We start from the raw sequence: 14,466 nt of genomic DNA, 5'->3' as shown, positions 1-14,466 counted from the left end.
GGCTGCTACGTCTGAGGCGCGCAGGCCCGCAGCGCAACCTTTAGCATACGGGGGCAGCCGGGCACGGTCAATGCGCGAAGGCGCACACCCGGGGCAGAACCTCACATACCCGGCACAACCCGCGTTTGATGAGGCCAGCGCGCCCGGCCGGCCCGCCGCTCACCACTACTGCCAGCACACTACGACGACGGACACGATGATCCAAGAGCACGAGCGAGAAGCGCCGCGGGAACCTGAGCGCCGGGAGCCCGAGACCCAGGAGCCCGAGACCCAGGGGTCCGAGGCTCGGGAGCCCGAGGCGACCCGCCGCGACAGCGGTTCCGCCGAGAGCAGCCGGGCCAACCGCGGCTGGTGGGACAGGAACGCCGACGAGTACCAGAACGAGCACGGCACCTTCCTCGGTGACGACCGGTTCGTCTGGGGCCCCGAGGGGCTCGACGAGGTGGAGGCCGGTCTGCTGGGCCCGCCGGAGTCGCTGAAGGGCCTGGACGTCCTGGAGATCGGGGCGGGCGCGGCGCAGTGCTCGCGCTGGCTTGCGGGGCAGGGCGCGCGGCCGGTGGCGCTCGACCTGTCGCACCGCCAGCTCCAGCACGCGCTGCGGATAGGCGAGGGCCGCTCCCTGGCGTTTCCGCTGGTGGAGGCGGACGCCGGGGCGCTGCCCTTCCGTGACGGCTCCTTCGACCTGGCGTGCTCGGCCTACGGCGCGGTGCCCTTCGTGGCGGATCCGGTGCGGGTGTTCCGGGAGGTACGGCGCGTCCTGCGGCCGGGCGGACGGTGGGTCTTCTCCGTGACGCATCCGATCCGCTGGGCGTTCCCTGACGAGCCGGGGCCCGAGGGTCTTTCGGTGTCGGCGTCGTACTTCGACCGGACGCCCTATGTCGAGCAGGACGAGCGGGGACGGGCGGTCTATGTCGAGCACCACCGGACGGTCGGTGACCGGGTACGGGACGTGGTGGCGGGCGGGTTCCGGCTGGTCGACCTGGTGGAGCCGGAGTGGCCGGACTGGAACACGCAGGAGTGGGGCGGCTGGTCCCCGCTGCGGGGGAGTCTGATCCCGGGGACGGCGATCTTCGTCTGCGAACGGGACTGAACGTACGGGTACGGCGTACGGGTACGGGGCAGGGCGCCGGGCTACGACGTACGGGTACGGGGCAGGGCAGGGCGTCGGGCGCGCCTCCGGTGCGGCGCCGGGGGCCGTTCGTATGACCGGGTGTCGTGCTCGTACGACACTGAGCGGGTGATCCGCGACGACATCCTTGCCGGCCTGCCCGTCCGTACCGCCGTTCCCGCGCTGGAGCGGGCGCTGGAAGCGCACGGCTGCGCGGTGCTCTGCGCGCCGCCGGGGACCGGCAAGACGACTCTTGTGCCGCTGGTGCTGGCCGGGCTGCTCGGCGACGGCCGTCCTGTACGGCGGGTGGTCGTCGCCGAGCCCCGGCGGATCGCGGCCCGCGCGGCGGCCCGGCGGATGGCCTGGCTGCTCGGCGAGCAGGTCGGGGAGCGCGTGGGCTTCACCGTGCGCGGGGAGCGTGCGGTGGGGCGCGCGACGGTGGTGGAGGTGGTGACCACCGGGGTGCTGCTCCAGCGGCTCCAGCGGGACCAGGAGCTGGCCGGGGTCGACGCGGTGATTCTCGACGAGTGCCATGAGCGGCATCTCGACGCGGACACGGTGGCGGCGTTCCTGCTGGACGTACGGGCCGCGCTCCGGCCCGAACTGCGGCTGGTGGCGGCCTCGGCGACCACCGACGCGGAAGGGTGGGCGCGGCTGCTGGGGGACGCGCCGGTGGTCGAGGCACGGGGCGTGTCCTATCCGGTGGAGGTGGTGTGGGCGCCGCCGCGCGGGCCGGTGCGGCCGCCGCACGGGATGCGGGTCGATCCGGCGCTGCTGGCGCATGTGGCGTCGGTGGTACGGCGGGCGCTGGCCGAGCGGGCGGGCGATGTGCTCTGTTTCCTGCCGGGTGTGGGGGAGATCGGCCGGGTGGCGGGGCAGTTGACGGACACCGGTGCCGAGGTGCTCCAGGTGCACGGGCGGGCGCCGGCGGCGGTGCAGGACGCGGTCCTGGCCGGTTCTTCGGGCTCCGCGAGTTCTGCGGTGCGTCGGCGGGTTGTGCTGGCCACGGCGGTGGCCGAGTCGAGCCTGACCGTTCCGGGGGTACGGATCGTCGTGGACGCGGGGCTGGCGCGGGAGCCCCGTACCGACCACGCGCGCGGGCTGAGCGCGCTCACGACCGTACGGGTGTCCCAGGCAGGCGCCCGGCAGCGGGCCGGGCGGGCGGGGCGCGAGGCCCCAGGAACGGTCTACCGCTGCTGGAGCGAGGCCGAGGACAGCCGGCTCGTCCGCTTCCCCTCCCCCGAGATCAAGGTCGCTGATCTGACGGCCTTCGCGCTCCAGGCGGCCTGCTGGGGCGACCCCTCGGCGCAGGGCCTGGCGCTGCTGGACCCGCCCCCGGCGGGCGCGCTGGCCGCCGGGCGCTCCGTACTGACCGCGATCGGCGCGGTCGACGGCTCCGGTCGCGCGACCGACCGCGGCACCCGGATGGCCCGCCTGGGCCTCCACCCCCGCCTGTCCCGCGCCCTCCTGGACGGCGCGACCGAGGTGGGCGCGCGCCGGGCGGCCGAGGTGGTGGCCCTGCTGAGCGAGGAGCCGCCGAGGGAGTACGGAGACGACCTGGCGGCGGCCTGGCGCACGGCCCGCAGAGGCGGAGACGGCTACGCGACGCGCTGGCGCCAGGAGGTACGGCGATTGACCGCGGCGGTGGAGAGCGAGGGCTCCGGCCGGGGCCCGAAGCCGGAGGCCGGGCGCGGGCGAGAGGCCGAGCCCGGAGCCGGGCCGGGGCCGCAGACCGAAGCCGAGTGGGGCTCGGGGGCCGAACACCCGTCTGCCACAGGGCCTCCGGCCGACGCACGGCCCGCGGCCAGGACCGACTCGATGCCGCAGCCCGGGGCCGGGACCACGTCCGGAGTCGAGCCCGCGGCCCGGTCCCGGCCCTGGGCCGCCTCCGATGACGCCGCCGCCGGGCTCGTGGCCGCTCTCGCGTTTCCCGAGCGGGTCGCGCGGGCGCGTGGTGAGACCGCGTTTCTCATGGTTTCCGGGACCGGGGCCGAGGTGGGGGAAGGCTCCGGGCTGCGCGGGGCCGGGTGGCTGGCGGTGGCCGTGGCCGACCGGCCCGCGCACGCCGCTTCCGCGCGGGTGCGGCTCGCTGCCGTCATCGACGAGGACACCGCCCGGGCCGCGGCCGGGCGGCTGCGGGTGGCGGGTGAGGAGGTGCGCTGGGAGGACGGCGATGTGGTCGCCCGGCGTGTCGAACGGCTCGGTGCCGTGGACCTCTCCGTACAGCCGCTGAAGCGGCCCGCTCCCGGGCTCGTACGGACCGCTCTGCTGGAGGGTCTGGAGCGGGAGGGGCTCGGGTTGCTGCGCTGGACCCGGGACACGCGGGCGCTGCGCGACCGGCTGGCGTTTCTGCACCGCGAGGCGGGTGCGCCGTGGCCGGATGTCTCGGACGCCGCGCTGCTGTCCCGTACCGACGACTGGCTGGAGCCGGAGCTGTCCCGCGCCGCCCGCCGCGCCGATCTGGAACGGATCGACGCTGGGCAGGCGCTGCGGCGGCTGCTGCCCTGGGCGTCCGGCGAGGCGGCACGGCTGGACGAACTGGCGCCGGAGCGTATCGAGGTGCCCAGCGGCTCGCGGGTACGGGTCGAGTACGGCGGGCCGCAGCCCGTACTGGCCGTGAAGCTCCAGGAGTTGTTCGGGCTGAGCGAGACCCCGAGGGTCGCGGGCGTCCCGGTCCTGGTCCATCTGCTCTCGCCGGCCGGGCGGCCCGCCGCGGTGACGGCTGATCTGGCGTCGTTCTGGCGGGACGGCTATCGCGCGGTACGGGCCGAACTCCGCGGCCGCTACCCCCGCCACCCCTGGCCCGAGGACCCCTCGGCGGCGGTGGCGACGCGCCGTACCAACAACCGGCGCTGAAACGACGGGCGTTGAACGAAACCGGACCGCCCTCCGTCCGGACGGGACGGAGGGCGGCTGGCGTCCTGTGGAACCGAGCGCGCGGCGCGTGCCGGAGTCAGGCGGCGGCAGCGACGACCTTCAGCTCGATGGTGAGCGTCGCGCCGCCCTCGGTCTGGAGGCGCAGCAGGAACGTGCCCACGGCGTCGTCCGCGTAGATCTTCGGGAGCTGGAGGATGCCGTTGGCGTCCGTCGTGAGGCCGGAGAGGCTCCGGAGCGGGTTGCCCGCCGCGTCCTTGAAGTAGGGGCCCGCGGTCGTGGCACCGTCCGCCGAGGTGATCTCGGCGGTCGCCGCGACACCCCCGGCGACCACTCCCCCGTACGTGGCCTGGACCTCGACCGTGCCGGCGAACTCCGCGCCGGGCGCGGCCGTCAGCTCCCCGTCATCGGTCCTGGCGAGCGCGTCGGCCTGGCGGGCCGTGACGCTCGCGGCGTACTCGACGGCGTCGACACCCGTGACGGCGACCGAGGCGCGGACCGTGAACTCACCGGTCTGCTCGCCCGCCTGGAGGGCCGGCGCGGTGGCCGTACCGTCCGCGCCGGTCTCGACGGTCACGGCGGACGCGCCTCCGGAGAAGCTCGCGTCGGTGCTGCCGACGATCTCGAAGCGTACGGGGACGCCGGCGACGGGCTTGCCCGTCGCGTCCTCCGCCCGTACGCCGGGGCGCTCGCCGAACGCGCCGCCGGCCACCGCGCTCAGCGCGCCCGTGGCCGTCTTCTCGATCCGGGCGACGACGGGATCCGGGGCGGGGGTGCTGGGGTCGCCGGTGCCCGGCCCGGGCGGCTTCGGGGTGCCGGTCGTGGGCGGCTTCGAGGGGCTGGTGCCCGGCTTCGACGGCGTGGGGCCGGGCTTGGCGGGGGTGGACGGGCCGGGGCTGGGGCTCGGCGAGGTGCCCGGGCCGGGGCTGCCGGGTCCGGGGCCGACGGGCAGCACTCCGGTGCCGTCCGGGACCTCGTGCGTCCCGTTCTTGTAGTACTCGAACCAGGACAGGACCGTGTTCAGGTACTCCTGCGAGTGGTTGTAGCCGAGGATCGCCTCGTGCAGGTCGGCGTCGACCGAGAGGTCACGGTTGCCGGCGCACAGATACTGCCCGGCGGCCAGCGCCGCGTCGTAGATGTTGTTCGGGTCCTTGCGCCCGTCGTTGTTGGCGTCCTGGCCCCAGGTGGCCCAGGTCGACGGGATGAACTGCATGGGCCCGACCGCGCGGTCGTGGGTGGTGTCCCCGTCGTACGCGCCGCCGTCGGTGTCGGTGATGTTGGCGAAGCCGACACCGTTGAGGACCGGGCCGAGGATCGGCGACGTCGTCGTACCGAAGGCGTCGACGCGCCCGCCGCGCGCCTGTCCGGACTCGACCTTGCCGATGGCGGCGAGCAGTTGCCAGGGCAGGTTGCAGCCGGGCTTGCTCTCCCTGAGTGCCTGCTCGGCCTGCTGGTACGCGGCGAGCACGGTGGCCGGAATGCCCGCTTCCGCCGGTCCTGTGATGGCGGGCAGATCGATCGAGGTGCCCGGTGTGTCGGGCGTCGTCAGCGGCGGAAGCTCGGTGTAGTACGGGGAGTTGCCGCTGACCGGGGTGCCGGGGGGCGGGGTCGCGTCGGCCGCCTGGGCATTGCTGCCGGTGTCGGTGTCCGTGTCGCTGGGGATCGCGCCGGGTGCCTGCGAGGCGGACAGCGCGGCGATCGCCGCCGCGGCCACCGCTGTCGTCGTGGCTCCTCTGCGCAGTCGGCGGCCGAATAGCGCTGCCATGGGTCTGGTCCCTCCCGGTGGACGGCGGTTCGCGCTCCCCGCGCGTGGACTCAGGCGACACTACGTCAACTCCAGGCCCCAGCACACCGGTGCGTGACCGGTATTCACCAGTTCGCCACCTCCCAGCCCCTCAAGTGCCGCTGGGCCCGGTATGAAGAATCCCCGAGGCCATCCCCTGTTCAGGCGCCCGGTCGTAACACCCCCGCAACAGACGAGGCCCCGGCGCGCCCGGACTTCCCGTCCGGACGCGCCGGGGGCCTCCCGTACGCCGCGTGACTCTGCCGCCGGTCAGTGCGCGGCCGACTCCCAGTCCGTACCGACGCCGATCGAGACATCCAGCGGCGCGCTCAGCTCGACCGCGCCCGACATCTCGCGCCGCAGCAGCTCCTCGACCTGCTCGCGCTCGCCGGGGGCGATCTCCAGGACGATTTCGTCGTGGACCTGGAGCAGCATCCGCGACTCCAGGGCGGCTTCGGTCATCGCGCGGTCGACCTTGAGCATGGCGACCTTGACGATGTCCGCCGCGGTGCCCTGGATGGGGGCGTTGAGCGCCATCCGCTCGGCCATCTCGCGGCGCTGGCGGTTGTCGCTGTTGAGGTCCGGGAGATAGCGGCGGCGGCCGAGCATCGTCTCCGTATAACCGGTGGCCCTGGCCTCCACGACCGCGCGGTGCAGATAGTCCCGTACACCGCCGAAGCGCTCGAAGAACGTCTCCATCAGCCCGCGCGCCTCGGCCGCCTCGATGCTGAGCTGCTGGGAGAGGCCGAACGCCGAGAGCCCGTAGGCCAGTCCGTACGACATCGCCTTGATCTTGCGGCGCATCTCGGGGTCGACCGCGGACTTCTCCACCCCGAACACCTGGGAGGCGACGGTGGTGTGCAGGTCCTCGCCGGAGGTGAACGCCTCGATCAGCCCGGCGTCCTCGGAGAGATGGGCCATGACGCGCAGCTCGATCTGGCTGTAGTCGGCTGTCATCAGCGATTCGTAGCCCTCGCCGACCACGAAGCCGCGGCGGATCGCGCGGCCCTCGTCCGTGCGCACCGGGATGTTCTGGAGGTTGGGGTCGGTGGAGGAGAGGCGTCCGGTCGCCGCCACCGTCTGGTTGAAGGTGGTGTGGATACGGCCGTCCGCGGCGATGGTCTTGATCAGGCCCTCGACGGTGACGCGGAGCTTCGCCTGCTCGCGGTGGCGGAGCATTATCACCGGCAGCTCGTGCTCGGTCTGGGCCGCGAGCCAGGCCAGCGCGTCGGCGTCCGTCGTATAACCGGTCTTGGTCTTCTTGGTCTTGGGCAGGCCCAGTTCGCCGAAGAGGACTTCCTGGAGCTGCTTGGGCGAGCCGAGATTGAACTCATGGCCGACCGCGGCGTGCGCCTCCTTCACGGCCTGCTGGACCGCGCCCGCGAACTGCTGCTCCATGGACTCCAGATGGGCCCGGTCGGCGGCGATGCCGTGCCGCTCCATCCGGGCGAGCAGTTCGGAGGTGGGCAGCTCCACCTCGTCGAGCAGGCCGGTCGCGCCGACCTCGCCGAGCCGCTCGGTGAACGCGTCGCCCAGGTCGAGGACGGCGCGGGCCTGGGTCATCAGCGCCTCGGCCTCGGCCTGCTCGTCCGTGCCGAAGGCGAGCTGTCCGTCGGCGGCGGCCGGTGCCAGCTCACGGCCCAGGTATTCGATGGCGAGGGCGTCCAGCGCGAAGGAGCGGCGGCCGGGCTTGACCAGATAGGCGGCGAGCGCGGTGTCCATCGTGACGCCGTCGACCCGCCAGCCGTGCTCGGGGGCGACCCGCATCGCGCCCTTCGCGTTGTGCATGACCTTGGGGCGGTCCGGGGCGGCGAGCCACTCCGTGAAGGCGCGCTCGTCGGCCTCGTCGAGCTGGGACGGGTCGAACCAGGCCGCGGCGCCGCCGGCCGCGGCGAGCGCGACCTCGCTGACACTGCCCGCGCCCAGCGCCCAGGTGTCGACCGTGACCATGCCGAGCGGCTGCCCGCCGTGCTCGGCGAGCCACGGCGCCAGCTCGCCGGAGCCCAGCACCGCGCCGTCCAGCTCCACTCCGGCGGCGGGCGCCGGGGTCTCGTCCTCGGCGGCGCCCGGGTCCACCGCGAGCAGCCGCTCGCGCAGGCTCGGGTTCCGGATCTCCAGCACGTCCAGCACCCGCTTCACGGCCGCCCGGTCGTACGGCGCGCGCTCCAGCTCCAGCGCCGTCCTGGGCAGCTCGACATCGCGCACCATCTCCGTGAGCCGGCGGTTGAGCCGCACCGACTCCAGATGGTCGCGGAAGTTCTGTCCGGCCTTGCCCTTGATCTCGTCGGCGCGCGCGGCCAGCTCCTCGAACGAGCCGAACTGGTTGATCCACTTCGCTGCGGTCTTCTCACCGACCCCGGGGATACCGGGCAGATTGTCGGACGGGTCGCCGCGCAGGGCCGCGAAGTCCGGATACTGCGCGGGCGACAGGCCGTACTTCTCCTGGACCTTCTCCGGGGTGAAGCGGGTCAGCTCGGAGACGCCCTTGGTCGGATACAGCACCGTGGTGTGCTCGGTGATGAGCTGGAACGAGTCCCGGTCGCCGGTGACGATCAGCACCTCGAAGCCCTCGGCCTCGGCCTGGGTGGCGAGCGTCGCGATCACGTCGTCCGCCTCGAAGCCGTCGACCGCGAAGCGGTGCGCGCTCATCGCGTCGAGCAGCTCCCCGATCAGCTCGACCTGTCCCCTGAACTCGTCGGGGGTCGCCGAGCGGTTCGCCTTGTACTCGGGGAACTCCTCGGAGCGCCAGGTCTTGCGCGAGACGTCGAAGGCGACGGCGAAGTGCGTGGGCGACTCGTCACGCAAGGTGTTCGCCAGCATGGACGCGAAGCCGTAGATGGCATTGGTCGGCTGACCGGTCGCGGTCGTGAAATTCTCCGCGGGCAGCGCGAAGAACGCCCGGTACGCCAGGGAGTGCCCGTCCATGAGGAGCAGGCGCGGACGGTTGTCTGGGGTCTTCTTCGACGCTGTCTCAGCCACAGACCCGATCCTGCCACGTCGCACTGACAACGCCGCGCCGGCAAGACAACCCCGCCCCGCAATGAGCCCGATACCGGCCGGACGTAACGTTGCCACAGAGGCGTGGGAGAATTGAATACTGTAGACAGTCGACACTCAGGCACAAGGAGAGCGTGATGGCCAGCAAGCCGCCAGCAGGTGATCCGGTACAGGACTCACCGCGGGTAACGGCCCCCAAACACGCCGCGGCGGGAATCCCCGCCGTCGTGCATTCGCTCCTCATCTCACACCAGCAGATGGGAGCGCGAAGGACCGCCCAGACGCTTCTCAAGGTCAACCAGAAGAACGGCTTCGACTGCCCGGGCTGCGCCTGGCCCGAGGGCGATCACCGGCACACCGCCGAGTTCTGCGAGAACGGCGCGAAGGCCGTCGCGGAGGAAGCCACGCTGCGCCGGGTCACCCCCGAGTTCTTCGCCGCGCACTCCGTCTCCGACCTCGCCGCCCGCAGCGGCTACTGGCTGGGGCAGCAGGGCCGGCTCACCCACCCCATGCTTCTGGAGCGTGGCACCGGTCACGCAGACGGCAAGGACGCCGCGGACGGTGAGGACGGCGACCACTACAGACCGGTGAGCTGGGAGCAGGCCTTCGCGCTCATCGCCGAGGAGCTGACCGCCCTCGACTCCCCCGACGAGGCCCTCTTCTACACCTCGGGCCGCACCAGCAACGAAGCCGCGTTCCTGCTTCAGCTCTTCGCCCGCGAGTACGGCACGAACAACCTGCCGGACTGTTCCAACATGTGCCACGAGTCGTCCGGTTCCGCGCTGGTGGAGACCATCGGCATCGGCAAGGGCAGCGTCTCCCTGGAGGACCTGCACCAGGCGGACCTGATCATCGTGGCCGGGCAGAACCCGGGCACCAACCACCCCCGGATGCTCTCCGCGCTGGAGAAGGCCAAGGCGGCCGGCGCGAAGATCATCTCCGTCAATCCGCTGCCCGAGGCCGGTCTGGAGCGGTTCAAGAACCCGCAGACCCCCCAGGGCATGGTCAAGGGCGCCGCCCTCACCGATCTCTTCCTCCGGATCAGGATCGGCGGCGACCAGGCCCTCTTCCGGCTGCTGAACAAGCTGATCCTGGGCACGCCCGGCGCGGTCGACGAGGAGTTCGTCGCCGAACACACCCATGGGTACGAGGAGTTCGCGGCCGCCGCCGAAGCCGCCGACTGGGACGAGACGCTGGCCGCCACCGGACTGGAGCGCGCCGAGATAGAGGAGGCGCTCGCCCTCGTCCTCGCCTCGCGGCGCACCATCGTCTGCTGGGCGATGGGCCTGACCCAGCACAAGCACTCCGTACCGACGATCCGCGAAGTCGTCAACTTCCTGCTGCTGCGCGGCAACATCGGGCGTCCCGGCGCCGGGGTCTGCCCGGTGCGCGGACACTCCAATGTGCAGGGCGACCGCACCATGGGCATCTTCGAACGGCCCGACCCGGCCTTCCTTGACGCCCTGGACAAGGAGTTCGGCATCACCTCGCCGCGCCACCACGGCTATGACGTCGTACGGTCCATCGAGGCGCTGCGCGACGGCAAGGCCAAGGTGTTCTTCGCCATGGGCGGGAACTTCGTCGCCGCGTCTCCTGACACCGATGTCACCGAGGCCGCGATGCGCCGCGCCCGGCTCACCGTGCATGTCTCGACCAAGCTCAACCGCTCGCATGTGGTGACCGGCACGCGGGCGCTGATCCTGCCGACCCTGGGCCGTACCGACAAGGACTTCCAGGCGGGCGTCCGGCAGATCGTGACCGTGGAGGACTCCATGGGCATGGTGCACGCCTCCCGGGGCAATCTGCCGCCCGCCAGCCCCTATCTCCTCTCCGAGCCGGCCATCGTCACCCGGCTCGCGCGCGCCACGCTCGGCCCGGCCTCCATCACCCCGTGGGAGGACTTCGAGAAGGACTACGCGAACATCCGGGACCGGATCGCCCGGGTGATTCCCGGCTTCGAGGACTTCAACGAGCGCGTGGCCCGGCCCGGCGGCTTCGCGCTGCCGCACGCCCCGCGCGACGAGCGGCGCTTCCCCACGGCCACCGGCAAGGCCAACTTCACGGCGGCGCCGGTCGAGTACCCGAAGCTCCCCGAGGGCAGGCTGCTGCTCCAGACCCTGCGCTCGCACGACCAGTACAACACCACGATCTACGGGCTCGACGACCGCTACCGGGGCATCAAGGGCGGCCGGCGGATCGTCCTGGTCAACCCCGCGGACGCGGCCGAACTGAAGCTCCCCGACGGCTCGTACACCGATCTGGTCAGCGAGTGGAAGGACGGGGTGGAGCGGCGCGCCCCCGGCTTCCGGGTCGTCCACTACCCCACCGCCCGGGGCTGTGCGGCCGCCTACTACCCGGAGACGAACGTACTGGTGCCCCTCGGGGCCACGGCCGATACGAGCAACACTCCGACGAGCAAGTCCGTCATCGTGCGCTTCGAGCGGACGGACGGAGAGACGGGCGGAGAGGCGGCCTGAGGGACGGCCGCCGAGGCGCGCCCGGCCGGGTCCCGCACACCCGGCCCCGCGCCGCGCGGGCCGTCCCGCGTCCCGCGCGGACCCACGATCCACCGTCCGGGCATTCACCCTCGTCTAAGCGTTCGCTCAGTCATCTGATAAGCAGGACGGTGCACCGCGCAGGAGCGCGCGGTGCACCGCCGAACGACCGCAGACGATCCGATCGGAGCCCGGGCCCATGGGTGAGCACTCCACCACGACGTTCCCGCAGGACATCATCGACGAGTACTCCGCGCTCGGTGTCGATCTGCCCGCGCTCTTCTCCGCCGGGCACCTCGGCAACCGCATGGGCCTGCGGATCGTCGAGGCGTCCCCCGAGCGCGTCGTCGGCACCATGCCCGTCGAGGGCAACACCCAGCCGTACGGGCTGCTGCACGGCGGCGCCTCCGCGGTCCTCGCCGAGACCCTCGGCTCGGTCGGCGCGATGCTGCACGGCCGCAGCTCCAAGATCGCCGTGGGGGTGGATCTCAACTGCACCCACCACCGCGGGGTCCGCAGCGGCGTCGTCACCGGCGTCGCGACCCCCGTGCACCGGGGGCGGACCACCACGACGTACGAGATCGTCATCACCGACGAGCAGGACAAGCGGGTCTGCACGGCCCGGCTGACCTGCCTGCTGCGCGACGTGGCCCCGGCGGCAGGCACCGACGGCTGAGCACGCCGCCCCCCCTGGCCGTACCCGTACGGAGGACGTCAACGGCCGTCGGCGGGCGCAGTGTTGCCCGTACGGCCCCGCCGCCGCCGGCCCCGTACCCGTACAGCACGCGGCGGACCGCCCGAAGCACCGCCCGAAACGGACACCGCGGGCCGTCAGGCGGGCGCCCGGAGCGGGCATCCGGGCACCGCGGGCGCCCGAACCGGGCATCGGGCGGCCGCCCGCCCGTCACGAACACCCCGCTTCGTCACCTTCCGTAGCGGCTCTGCCCTACGGTCCATTGTGGCCCCGGGCATTGACGGCTAGCGTCATGACATGACCGGCATAGGCCCCGTCGAAGCGGGAGCGGACACCCTCCTCCAGCCCCCGCTCGCAGCGGCCCCACCGGTCCCGGCCGCCCGCCGCCGTACCACCGCCGCGCTCGCCGCCCTCGCCGTCACCGCGCTCTGCGTCCCCGGACTCACCGAGCCCCGGCCACCCGCCGAGGCCCCGCCGCCCTGGCCCACGCAGGTAGTCGACTTCCGCTACGGCGGAGCCACCCCCGCGCCGCACGGCGACGGCGCCCTCAGCTTCGCCGTCCTGCTCTCCGGCGAGGAGGGCGAACCCGTGACCGTCGAGGACATCACCCAGCCCTCGGTCGCGCTGTCACTGACCGCGGAACCCGAGCCACCGTTCACCGTACGGACCTCGTCCACGCAGAAGACGATCATTACGGTGCACGTCCGTGACTGCGGAAAAGTCCAGCGGAATGCCGGACTCCCTTTCCTCGATGTAACACTGCGTAATAAGCGCGCAATACAACAGCAGAGTTTCATACTCGGCTCCAGCTATCCGGACGACCTCACGGCCGCCCTCCAACAGGCCTGCCCCCGCAACTCGCCCTAGCCGGCGGGGATCCGCGCCGTCCTGCTGGTTCTCACTATCCGGACTGCCGAACAGTATTAAACCGCCCTTTCCGCCCCATGCATCCAATCTTCCAATGACTCGCGTCATAACAAGAGAGTCACAGCATTGCTCGGACCTCTGCACCAGTCCCACCAGCGCGCTTAGAGTCACGGCCAGTCACCGCGCCACCGGATTCCCTTCAGTTCGGTTCCAGCGCTCGACCCGGCGTTCCAGCAGGGACCGCCGCGCCAGGGGAAAGGACTGATCGTGCGTCACCGTTCTTTGTTGATCATCACTACCGCGGTTACCGCAGGGGCCCTCACTCTGTCGGCCTGCGGCTCCCGCGACGACAGCTCCGGAGGCAGTGACGGCGGCGGCACGACCACCGTCACCATCGGCCTCGACGCGCCGCTCACCGGCGACCTCTCCGCGCTCGGCCAGGGCATCAAGAACTCGGCGGATCTCGCGATCAAGACCGCCAACAAGAACAAGGAAGTCCCGGGCGTCACCTTCAAGCTGGAGGCCCTCGACGACGTCGCGCAGGCCGCCACCGGCCAGCAGAACGCCACCAAGCTCGTCGGCGACACCTCCGTCCTCGGTGTCGTCGGCCCCCTGAACTCCGACGTCGGCCAGTCCATGCAGAAGGTCTTCGCCGACGCCAACGTCGTCCAGGTCTCGCCCGCCAACACCAACCCCGAGCTGACCCAGGGCAAGGACTGGCAGAGCGGCAAGAAGGTCCGCGGCTTCAAGACGTACTTCCGTACCGCCACGACGGACGCCATCCAGGGCCCGTACGCCGCGCAGTACATGTACAACGAGAAGAAGCTCAAGAAGGTCTACGTCATCGACGACAAGAAGACCTACGGAGCCGGACTCGCCGCGACCTTCAGCACCGAATTCACCAAGCTCGGCGGGCAGATCGTCGGCACCGACCACATCAACCCCGACGACAAGGACTTCTCCGCCGTCGCCAGCAAGGTCGCCCAGGCCAAGCCCGACTTCGTCTACTACGGCGGCGAGTACCCGGCCGGCGCCCCGCTGGCCAGCCAGATCAAGAACGCCGGCGCCAAGGTCCCGACCATCGGCGGCGACGCGCTCTTCAGCGCCGAGTACATCAAGCTCGCCAAGCAGAACTCCGAAGGCGACTTCGCCAGTTCGGTCGGCGCGCCCCTGGAGACCCTCGACACCGCCAAGAAGTTCATAGCGGACTACGAGGCGGCCGGCTACAAGGACGCCTACGAGGCGTACGGCGGCTACGCCTACGACTCCACCTGGGCGATCATCCAGGCCGTCAAGGCCGTCGCCGAGAAGAACGACGGCAAGCTCCCCGAGAGCGACGACGCCCGCAAGCAGGTCACCGAGGCCATGCAGACCGTCACCTTCGACGGTGTCTCCGGAAAGGTCGGCTTCGACGAGTTCGGCGACACCACGAACAAGCAGCTCTCCCTCTACGAGGTCAAGGGCGGCAAGCACGTCCCGGTCAAGAGCGGCGAGTTCGGAGGCTGACCCGGGCCCGATCCGGCCCACCCTGTACACCCACACCGCGGGGGGGGGGGAAAAAAAACCCCCCCGGGCGTGCCCTGCCCCCCCCCCCCCCCCGGACCCCCCGTGGAAAAGCCGTCCTCCCCAACCTCCCCCCAACCTCTCC

The 14,466-nt window shown here is 71.9% G+C and carries 8 protein-coding genes; 6 read left to right on the top strand and 2 right to left on the bottom strand.

Going from position 1 to position 14,466, the window contains the following annotated elements:
* Positions 1–196 precede the first annotated feature (196 nt).
* Together ACFU9P_RS11335 and ACFU9P_RS11330 are read left to right on the top strand one after the other, a co-directional pair.
* Complete coding sequence (locus ACFU9P_RS11335; RefSeq protein ID WP_384078770.1) at positions 197–1,090, top strand: class I SAM-dependent methyltransferase; 894 nt, start codon at positions 197–199, stop codon at positions 1,088–1,090.
* A 147-nt stretch (positions 1,091–1,237) separates the two neighbouring features.
* The gene (locus tag ACFU9P_RS11330; RefSeq protein ID WP_384078768.1) at positions 1,238–3,964 is read left to right on the top strand and encodes an ATP-dependent helicase C-terminal domain-containing protein; all 2,727 of its coding nucleotides are present in this window, start codon (positions 1,238–1,240) and stop codon (positions 3,962–3,964) included.
* A gap of 97 nt (positions 3,965–4,061) precedes the next feature.
* On the opposite strand, the gene ACFU9P_RS11325 is transcribed toward ACFU9P_RS11330, so the two are convergent.
* Positions 4,062–5,747, bottom strand: a complete 1,686-nt coding sequence (locus ACFU9P_RS11325; RefSeq protein ID WP_384078766.1) for a lytic murein transglycosylase — start codon at positions 5,745–5,747, stop codon at positions 4,062–4,064.
* Between the two features lie 288 nt (positions 5,748–6,035).
* Positions 6,036–8,744: a DNA polymerase I gene (gene polA, locus ACFU9P_RS11320; RefSeq protein ID WP_384078764.1), complete on the bottom strand. Its 2,709-nt coding sequence runs from the start codon at positions 8,742–8,744 to the stop codon at positions 6,036–6,038.
* A 155-nt stretch (positions 8,745–8,899) separates the two neighbouring features.
* Between polA and ACFU9P_RS11315 the strand changes: the two genes are divergently transcribed.
* The 4 genes from ACFU9P_RS11315 (at position 8,900) to ACFU9P_RS11300 (ending at position 14,324) form a co-directional block, all read left to right on the top strand.
* Positions 8,900–11,239, top strand: coding sequence for an FdhF/YdeP family oxidoreductase (locus ACFU9P_RS11315; protein ID WP_384078762.1), 2,340 nt, complete (start codon positions 8,900–8,902; stop codon positions 11,237–11,239).
* A 217-nt stretch (positions 11,240–11,456) separates the two neighbouring features.
* Complete coding sequence (locus ACFU9P_RS11310) at positions 11,457–11,933, top strand: PaaI family thioesterase (RefSeq protein ID WP_384078760.1); 477 nt, start codon at positions 11,457–11,459, stop codon at positions 11,931–11,933.
* Between the two features lie 315 nt (positions 11,934–12,248).
* Complete coding sequence (locus ACFU9P_RS11305; protein ID WP_384078758.1) at positions 12,249–12,818, top strand: Tat pathway signal sequence domain protein; 570 nt, start codon at positions 12,249–12,251, stop codon at positions 12,816–12,818.
* 267 nt (positions 12,819–13,085) lie between these two features.
* Positions 13,086–14,324, top strand: coding sequence for a branched-chain amino acid ABC transporter substrate-binding protein (locus ACFU9P_RS11300; protein ID WP_376375178.1), 1,239 nt, complete (start codon positions 13,086–13,088; stop codon positions 14,322–14,324).
* Positions 14,325–14,466: the final 142 nt, after the last annotated feature.

This window comes from Streptomyces sp. NPDC057617 (genome assembly GCF_042800555.1).
Taxonomy (GTDB): Bacteria; Actinomycetota; Actinomycetes; order Streptomycetales; family Streptomycetaceae; genus Streptomyces.
Note: the sequence above shows the minus strand (reverse complement) of the source record. Positions and strands in the feature narration are given on the sequence as shown.